This window comes from Pseudoflavonifractor sp. An176, assembly GCF_002160435.1.
GTDB classification, from domain to species: Bacteria; Bacillota; Clostridia; order Oscillospirales; family Oscillospiraceae; genus Enterenecus; species Enterenecus faecium.
In genome coordinates this window covers 1-6,703 of sequence record NZ_NFKO01000055.1, presented here as the reverse complement: position 1 = coordinate 6,703, position 6,703 = coordinate 1, and the positions used below count along the sequence as shown (strand labels likewise).

General features: G+C 60.7%; 6 protein-coding genes. 3 read left to right on the top strand and 3 right to left on the bottom strand.

The features are described 5' to 3' along the window. Positions 1-122 precede the first annotated feature (122 nt). A complete protein-coding gene (locus B5F12_RS11435; protein WP_087234505.1) occupies positions 123-1,646 on the bottom strand; it encodes a 4Fe-4S dicluster domain-containing protein in 1,524 nt (507 codons plus the stop codon). A 155-nt stretch (positions 1,647-1,801) separates the two neighbouring features. Continuing rightward, the gene (locus B5F12_RS11430) at positions 1,802-2,698 is read right to left on the bottom strand and encodes a CotA family spore coat protein (protein ID WP_087234503.1); all 897 of its coding nucleotides are present in this window, start codon (positions 2,696-2,698) and stop codon (positions 1,802-1,804) included. A 499-nt stretch (positions 2,699-3,197) separates the two neighbouring features. On the opposite strand from B5F12_RS11430, the gene nrdD reads away from it, so the two are divergent. The 3 genes from nrdD to dut all read left to right on the top strand — a co-directional run bounded on the left by nrdD (position 3,198) and on the right by dut (position 6,409). Further along, positions 3,198-5,321, top strand: coding sequence for an anaerobic ribonucleoside-triphosphate reductase (nrdD, locus tag B5F12_RS11425; protein ID WP_087234501.1), 2,124 nt, complete (start codon positions 3,198-3,200; stop codon positions 5,319-5,321). Between the two features lie 15 nt (positions 5,322-5,336). Next, on the top strand, positions 5,337-5,885 hold the full coding sequence (gene nrdG / locus B5F12_RS11420) for an anaerobic ribonucleoside-triphosphate reductase activating protein (RefSeq protein ID WP_087234499.1): 549 nt from the start codon (positions 5,337-5,339) through the stop codon (positions 5,883-5,885). Between the two features lie 80 nt (positions 5,886-5,965). Then, positions 5,966-6,409 (top strand): dUTP diphosphatase, encoded by a 444-nt coding sequence (gene dut / locus B5F12_RS11415; RefSeq protein ID WP_087234497.1) that lies wholly within the window; start codon positions 5,966-5,968, stop codon positions 6,407-6,409. Between the two features lie 106 nt (positions 6,410-6,515). Here the strand turns inward: dut and B5F12_RS11410 are convergent. After that, a partial coding sequence (locus tag B5F12_RS11410; RefSeq protein ID WP_143482390.1) for an IS3 family transposase occupies positions 6,516-6,703 on the bottom strand: 188 nt, incomplete at its 5' end.

The following is a 6,703-nucleotide window of genomic DNA, read 5'->3' as shown; positions in this document are numbered from 1 at the left end:
AGCAAATTCGTAAACAGCACTTATGCGATTGAACCGCCGTGTACCGAACGGTATGCACGGTGGTGTGAGAGGACGGCTACTCAACTAATGGGTAGCCTCCTACTCGATTATGGTTTGGGGAATTAGTCCACCAGCTTGTCCAGCTCCTTGATGTGCTCGGTGCCGGTAGCGGTGGTGTGTCCGGCCTGCTTGGCGTAGATGCCAACGGTGGCCTGGGACTTCTTCACAGGCTGCATGGTGCCGGCGCCGGCCACACAGCCGCCGGGACAGGCCATGCCCTCCAGCAGGTAGCCGTTGTACTTGCCGGCAGCGGCCAGAGTCAGCAGCTTGCGGCACTCCTTCAGGCCATCGGCGCTGGCAATCTTCACCTCACGGTCGGGATAGCGCTCGGCGATGACGTTGGCCACAGCCTTGGCCACGCCGCCAGCCACAGCGAAGTTGCGGCCGTCGGTGGAGGCGTCGTTGACGCCGTTGGGGTCCTCTTCCATGGCCTCCAGGTCCAGGTGCTTGGCGTCGAAGATGCCGGACATCTCCTCGTAGGTCAGCACGAAGTCCACCTCGCTGCGCACGCTCTTGCGCATGGCCTCCAGCTTCTTAGCGGCGCAGGGGCCGATGAAGACCACCTTGCCCTCAGGCTGCTGCTGCTTAATGAGACGGGCAGTGAGCACCATGGGGGTCAGGGCCATGGACACGCTGTCGGCGTGCTGGGGGAACAGCTTCTTGGCCATGACAGACCAGGCGGGGCAGCAGGAAGTGGCCATGAAGGGCAGCTTCTCAGGCACCTCGTTGACAAAGTCCTCGGCCTCCTGCACCGAGCACAGGTCGGCGCCGATGGCCACCTCGAACACGTCGGCAAAGCCCAGGGCCTTCATGGCAGCACGCAGCTTGCCGGGAGTGACCTTGGGACCGAACTGGCCCACGAAGGCGGGAGCCACGGCGGCGTACACCCGCTCACCGGACTGGATGGCGCGGATGACCTGGAAAATCTGGGACTTGTCGGCGATGGCGCCGAAGGGGCAGTTGACCAGACACATGCCGCAGGAGACGCACTTGTCGTAGTCGATCTCAGCCTTGCCGTTGGCGTCGGTGTGGATGGCGTCCATACCGCAGGCCTTGGCGCAGGGGCGCTCCTGGACGATGATGGCCTTGTACTCGCACACGTCGGCGCAGCGGCCGCACTTGATGCACTTGTCCTGGTCGATGACGGAACGGCCATTGAAGCGGTCCAGGGTGATGGCGTCCTTGGGGCACACCTCCACGCAGGGGTGAGCCAGACAGCCCTGGCAGCCGTCGGTGACGTGCACCCGCTTCTCCGCGCAGCCGTTACAGGCAAACTTGATGATGTTGATCAGCGGGGGAGTGTAGTAGGTCTCGTCCTTGGCAGCGGCCTCGATGTTGTCGGACAGGGGGGCGTGCTCCCCAGCGCCGCGGCAGGGCAGACCCATGGCCAGACGCAGGCGCTCGCCGACGATGGCGCGCTCCAGAAATACGTCGTTGCGGTAGTTGCCCACCTCACCGGGAATGATCTTGTAGGGCAGCTCCTCAATGCGCTTCTCCACCGGCCACTCGGTGTGATAAGCCATGCGGGCCACCTCGCGGAAAATGCGGTGGCGAATCTCCTGAATACGGGTTTCTACACCTCTCATGTTGTACAGTCCTCCTTCTGTATCTCATGGGTAGTCACATATAGCATACATCAAAAGTCCGGGCTTGTAAATGCAAGATTGGAAAATTGGTGAAAAGTTTCACAAGACTAACGAGAGGGGCCGGGGCGGCCCCTCTCGTGGGGAAGTGCGGTGGGTCAGGCCAGGAACTGAATCTGGTTGACGCACACAAAATAGATGCGGTTGTTGGCAGAGTTGGACAGCACCAGCACGTTGCCCACGGTGCCCAGCAGGGTGACCCCCTGGAGCACCAGAGGCCCGGCCACGATGGTGACCTTGCGGCTGAGGTTGCTCTGGGACAGGGTGGACAGCAGCCCGGCGGCGCAGCAGCACTCGTCGTCGGAGCAGGCGCAGGAACAGGCGCAGCACCCGCAGGGGTTGGGGCAGGGGGTGAGGCACTGGGACAGGATCTTCTGGATGGTCTGGAAGTTGTTGGCGGTGGCCTGGTCGGAGGTGATGTCCCCGGAGGCGGGGGCGGTGGCGGTTTGCAGGGCCACGGCGGTGAGCTGGCACAGGGGCACCTGGGTGGCGGTGACTCCGGTGCTGGTCTCCGGGGGGGTGTTCACCAGGGCGGAGATCTCCAGCAGGTCGCAGTTGCAGGGGGAGAAGCGGCGGAAGGACCCGGACATGGTGTTCAGGTTATCCGAAGGGGTGGTGCCTGCGGGAGTGGTGTTGATGGTGGCCCCTGCCACGTAGGTATCGGTGACAAAGGCGGCCTGGTTGAAGTCCAGCAGGGTGGCCAGCTGACTGTTGCACAAAAGCTGGAGGGCCGCCCGGAAGGACTGCTTGCAGCAGCAGCCCTCCTCTACCTGCACCGGGGTGGGACAGGTGGGCGTGGGCATGGGCTGGCAGCAGCAGATCATGGGTGTGGTCTGGCCGGGACAGGGATTGGGACAGGGGTTACAGGTATTGCAGGTGTTGCAGGTGTTGCAGGTACAGCTGCCCTTGGAACAGCTGGAATTCTGTTGGGCGGCGAACTCCTCCGCCGTGACAGACCCGTTCCAGGACTGGGTGGGCCAAAGATTCTGGTTCATGTGATTCGCTCCTTTCAAAGGTGGGGTTTCCTCATGGGAAACCGCCAGGGTGCACCACATTCTATGCCAATGGGGGCGGGACGGTCCCCAGAGGAAGAGAAGGAAATAAATTCCGTACTCCACAATATTTCGAAATAATCAAAGCCGCTATTTACAACAGCCACAAGATATGGTATCCTGTCTAAGCGCCACTCGACCAGGGGAAATCCCGGACTCCCTGGAAGACATGGCGGCTGAATTCCATAGAATGCGATGACGACGGTGTGTTGTCCCACCTGGGGCGACCGCCGCTTTGTCCCGCTTAGGGGCGATCTGAAAAGTCGAAATTCTTGACTTTTCCAACCATCAACGCCAGCTACTTCGTTAAAAATCCTGGGAATCCATCCAGGATTCCTGCGTTTCTTGCCTCGTATCTGTGCGTTGCTTGTGGAAAATTCGTCGATTTCTTTGTTTTCAGATGCGCCCTAGGATAAAAATAACGGGAGAAAGGGCGTTACAAATGAAAGTAATCAAGCGAGATGGCTCCACTGTAGACTTTGACCGCAGCAAGATTGTCGTGGCCATTCAGAAGGCCAATCTGGCGGTGGAGGAACCCTATCGCATGGACGATGCCTCCATTGAAGCCATCGCCGACTCCGTAGCCAGCAAGGACCGCAAGCGCCTGCTGGTGGAAGACATACAAGATATGGTGGAGAAGCGCCTGATGGAGGCGGAGAAGTATGAGCTGGCCAAGGCTTATATCATCTACCGCTATACCCGCGCTCTGGTGCGCAAGGCCAACACCACCGATGAGTCCATCCTGGCTCTGATCCGCAACGACAACAAGGACCTGGCCGAGGAGAACTCCAACAAGAACACCGCCATCGCCTCCACCCAGCGCGACTACATCGCCGGTGAGGTGAGCCGGGACCTGACCCGTCGTCTGCTGCTGCCGGAGAAGATCTCCAAGGCCCACGACGACGGCGTGCTCCACTTCCACGACGCCGACTACTTTGTCCAGCACATCTTCAACTGCTGCCTGGTGAACATCGGGGACATGCTGGACAACGGAACCATGATCAACGGCAAGCTCATCGAGTCCCCCAAGAGCTTCCAGGTGGCCTGCACCATCGTCACCCAGATCATCGCCTGTGTGGCCTCCAACCAGTACGGCGGCCAGTCCGTGGAGATGAGCCACCTGGGCAAGTATCTGCGTCTGACCTATGAGAAGTACCTGCGCCGCACCCGGGAGGCCGCTCCCGAGCTGGACGACGAGACCGTGGAGAAGATCGCCAAGGCCCGCACCAAGGACGAGCTGAAGAGCGGCGTGCAGACCATCCAGTACCAGATCAACACCCTCATGACCACCAACGGCCAGTCTCCCTTTGTCACCCTCTTCCTGGTGCTGCGGGAGAACGACCCCTATATGGAGGAGAACGCCGCCATCATCGAGGAGATTCTTTCTCAGCGTCTGGAGGGCATCAAGAACGAGAAGGGCGTGTACATCACCCCCGCCTTCCCCAAGCTGGTGTACGTGCTGGATGAGTGCAACTGCCTCAAGGGCGGCAAGTACGACTACCTCACCCGCCTGGCGGTGAAGTGCTCGGCCAAGCGCATGTACCCCGACTACATCTCCGCCAAGAAGATGAAGGAGAACTATGAGGGCAATGTGTTCTCCCCCATGGGCTGCCGCTCCTTCCTCTCCCCCTGGAAGGATGAGAACGGCAACTACAAGTTCGAGGGCCGCTTCAATCAGGGCGTGGTGTCCATTAACCTGCCCCAGATTGGCATTGTCTCCGGCGGCGACGAGGACAAGTTCTGGACCGAACTGGACCAGCGCCTGGAGCTGTGCTATGAGGCCCTCATGTGCCGCCACAACGCCCTGAAGGGGGTCCACTCCGACGTGTCCCCCATCCACTGGCAGTACGGTGCCATCGCCCGTCTGGAGAAGGGCGAGACCATCGACAAGCTGCTGGAGGGCGGTTACTCCACTCTGTCCCTGGGCTACATCGGCCTGTACGAGCTGACCCGCCTGGTGAAGGGCTGCTCCCACACCACCCCCGAGGGCGAGGAGTTTGCCCTGCGGGTGATGCGCCACCTGCGGGAGACCACCGACCGGTGGAAGAAGGAGACCGGCCTGGGCTTTGCCCTGTACGGCACTCCCGCCGAGAGCCTGTGCTACCGCTTTGCCCGCATTGACCAGGAGAAGTACGGCACCATCGAGGATGTCACCGACAAGGGCTACTACACCAACTCCTACCACGTGGACGTGCGGGAGCATGTGGATGCCTTCTCCAAGTTCCACTTTGAGAGCCAGTTCCAGAAGATCTCCTCCGGCGGCGCCATCTCCTATGTGGAGGTGCCCAACATGCGCCACAACCTGGAGGCCCTGGAGGATGTGGTGCGCTACATCTACGACAACATCCAGTACGCCGAGTTCAACACCAAGAGCGACTACTGCCAGGTGTGCGGCTACGACGGGGAGATTCAGATCAACGAGGAAGGTCAGTGGGAGTGCCCCAGCTGTGGAAACAAGGACCACAACAAGATGAACGTCACCCGCCGCACCTGCGGCTACCTGGGCGAGAACTTCTGGAACGTGGGCAAGACCAAGGAGATCAAGTCCCGGGTGCTCCACCTGTAAGAGAGAGGGAGCTGCATGAATTACGCCACCATCAAGTGGGCGGACGTGGCCAACGGCCCCGGCGTACGGGTGTCCCTGTTCGTCTCCGGCTGCACCCACCACTGCCCCGGCTGCTTCAATGAGGAGGCCTGGGACTTCTGCTACGGCAACCCCTTCACCCCGGAGGTGGAGGACAAAATCCTGGAGGCCCTGGCTCCCTCTTATCTCAAGGGCCTGTCCCTGCTGGGCGGCGAGCCCTTCGAGCCCGCCAACCAGGCGGTGCTGCTGCCCTTCCTGCGGCGAGTGAAGGAGCGTTATCCGGACAAGGAGATCTGGTGCTACTCCGGCTACACCCTGGACGGGGAGCTGTGGCAGGAAAGCCGTGCCCGGTGCGAACACACCGACGAGATGCTCTCCCTCATCGACGTGCTGGTGGATGGCCGCTTTGTGGAGGAGCTCAAGGACTTAAACCTGCGCTTCCGGGGCTCTGCCAACCAGCGCATCGTTGATGTGCCTTCCAGTTTGAAGGCCCACCAAGTGGTGGAGTGGAAGGGCGAGCACACCATCCAGCCCATACAGAAATAACAAGAAGGCCCGGACACAGCTTGCGCTTGTCCGGGCCTTTGTGATAGGATAAATGAAATTGTATATGGAGGACTCCACTTATGACACAATCTGTTGCAGTGAAACTCTTAGACCCCCGGGCCAAGATGCCCACCTATGGCAGCGTGGACGCGGCCGGGGCGGACCTGTACGCCGTCACCGACGGCCCCGTCACCGTGGCCGCCGGCCAGACGGTGCTCATTCACACCGGGCTGGCCCTGGCCATCCCTCAGGGCTTTGTGGGCCTGGTGTACGCCCGCTCTGGCCTTGCCACCAAGCAGGGGCTGGCGCCCGCCAACAAGGTGGGGGTCATTGACGCCGACTACCGGGGCGAGCTGATGGTGGCCCTGCACAACCACAGCGGCGAGAGCCGCACCGTGGAGCACGGCGACCGCATCGCCCAGCTGGTCATCGCCCCCTACCTCACCGCCCAGTTCACCCAGCAGGAGGAGCTGGACGACACCGTCCGGGGCGAGGGCGGCTTTGGCTCCACCGGAAGTAAATAAGAAAAAAGATTGCCGCCCGGCGCTGTGAACCGCTCCCCGTCAAGAGGACAGTGAAAAAATATAAAGTTTTCCCGGCCAGTAGCCTATATGTGCTGCTGGCCGCTTTTTATGCAGCGCGATACAGTTCATGCTTTTCCATAGGCGTCAGCACACCCAGATTTCGCTGCACTCTCCTGGTGTTGTAGTAGTGGATGTAATGTCTGATCATCTGGACAAGTTCTTTCTTGCTGGTAAAGCGTCTGCCGTAGTAACGCTCCCGCTTTAAGATGCCCCAGAAACCTTCCATAGGGCCGT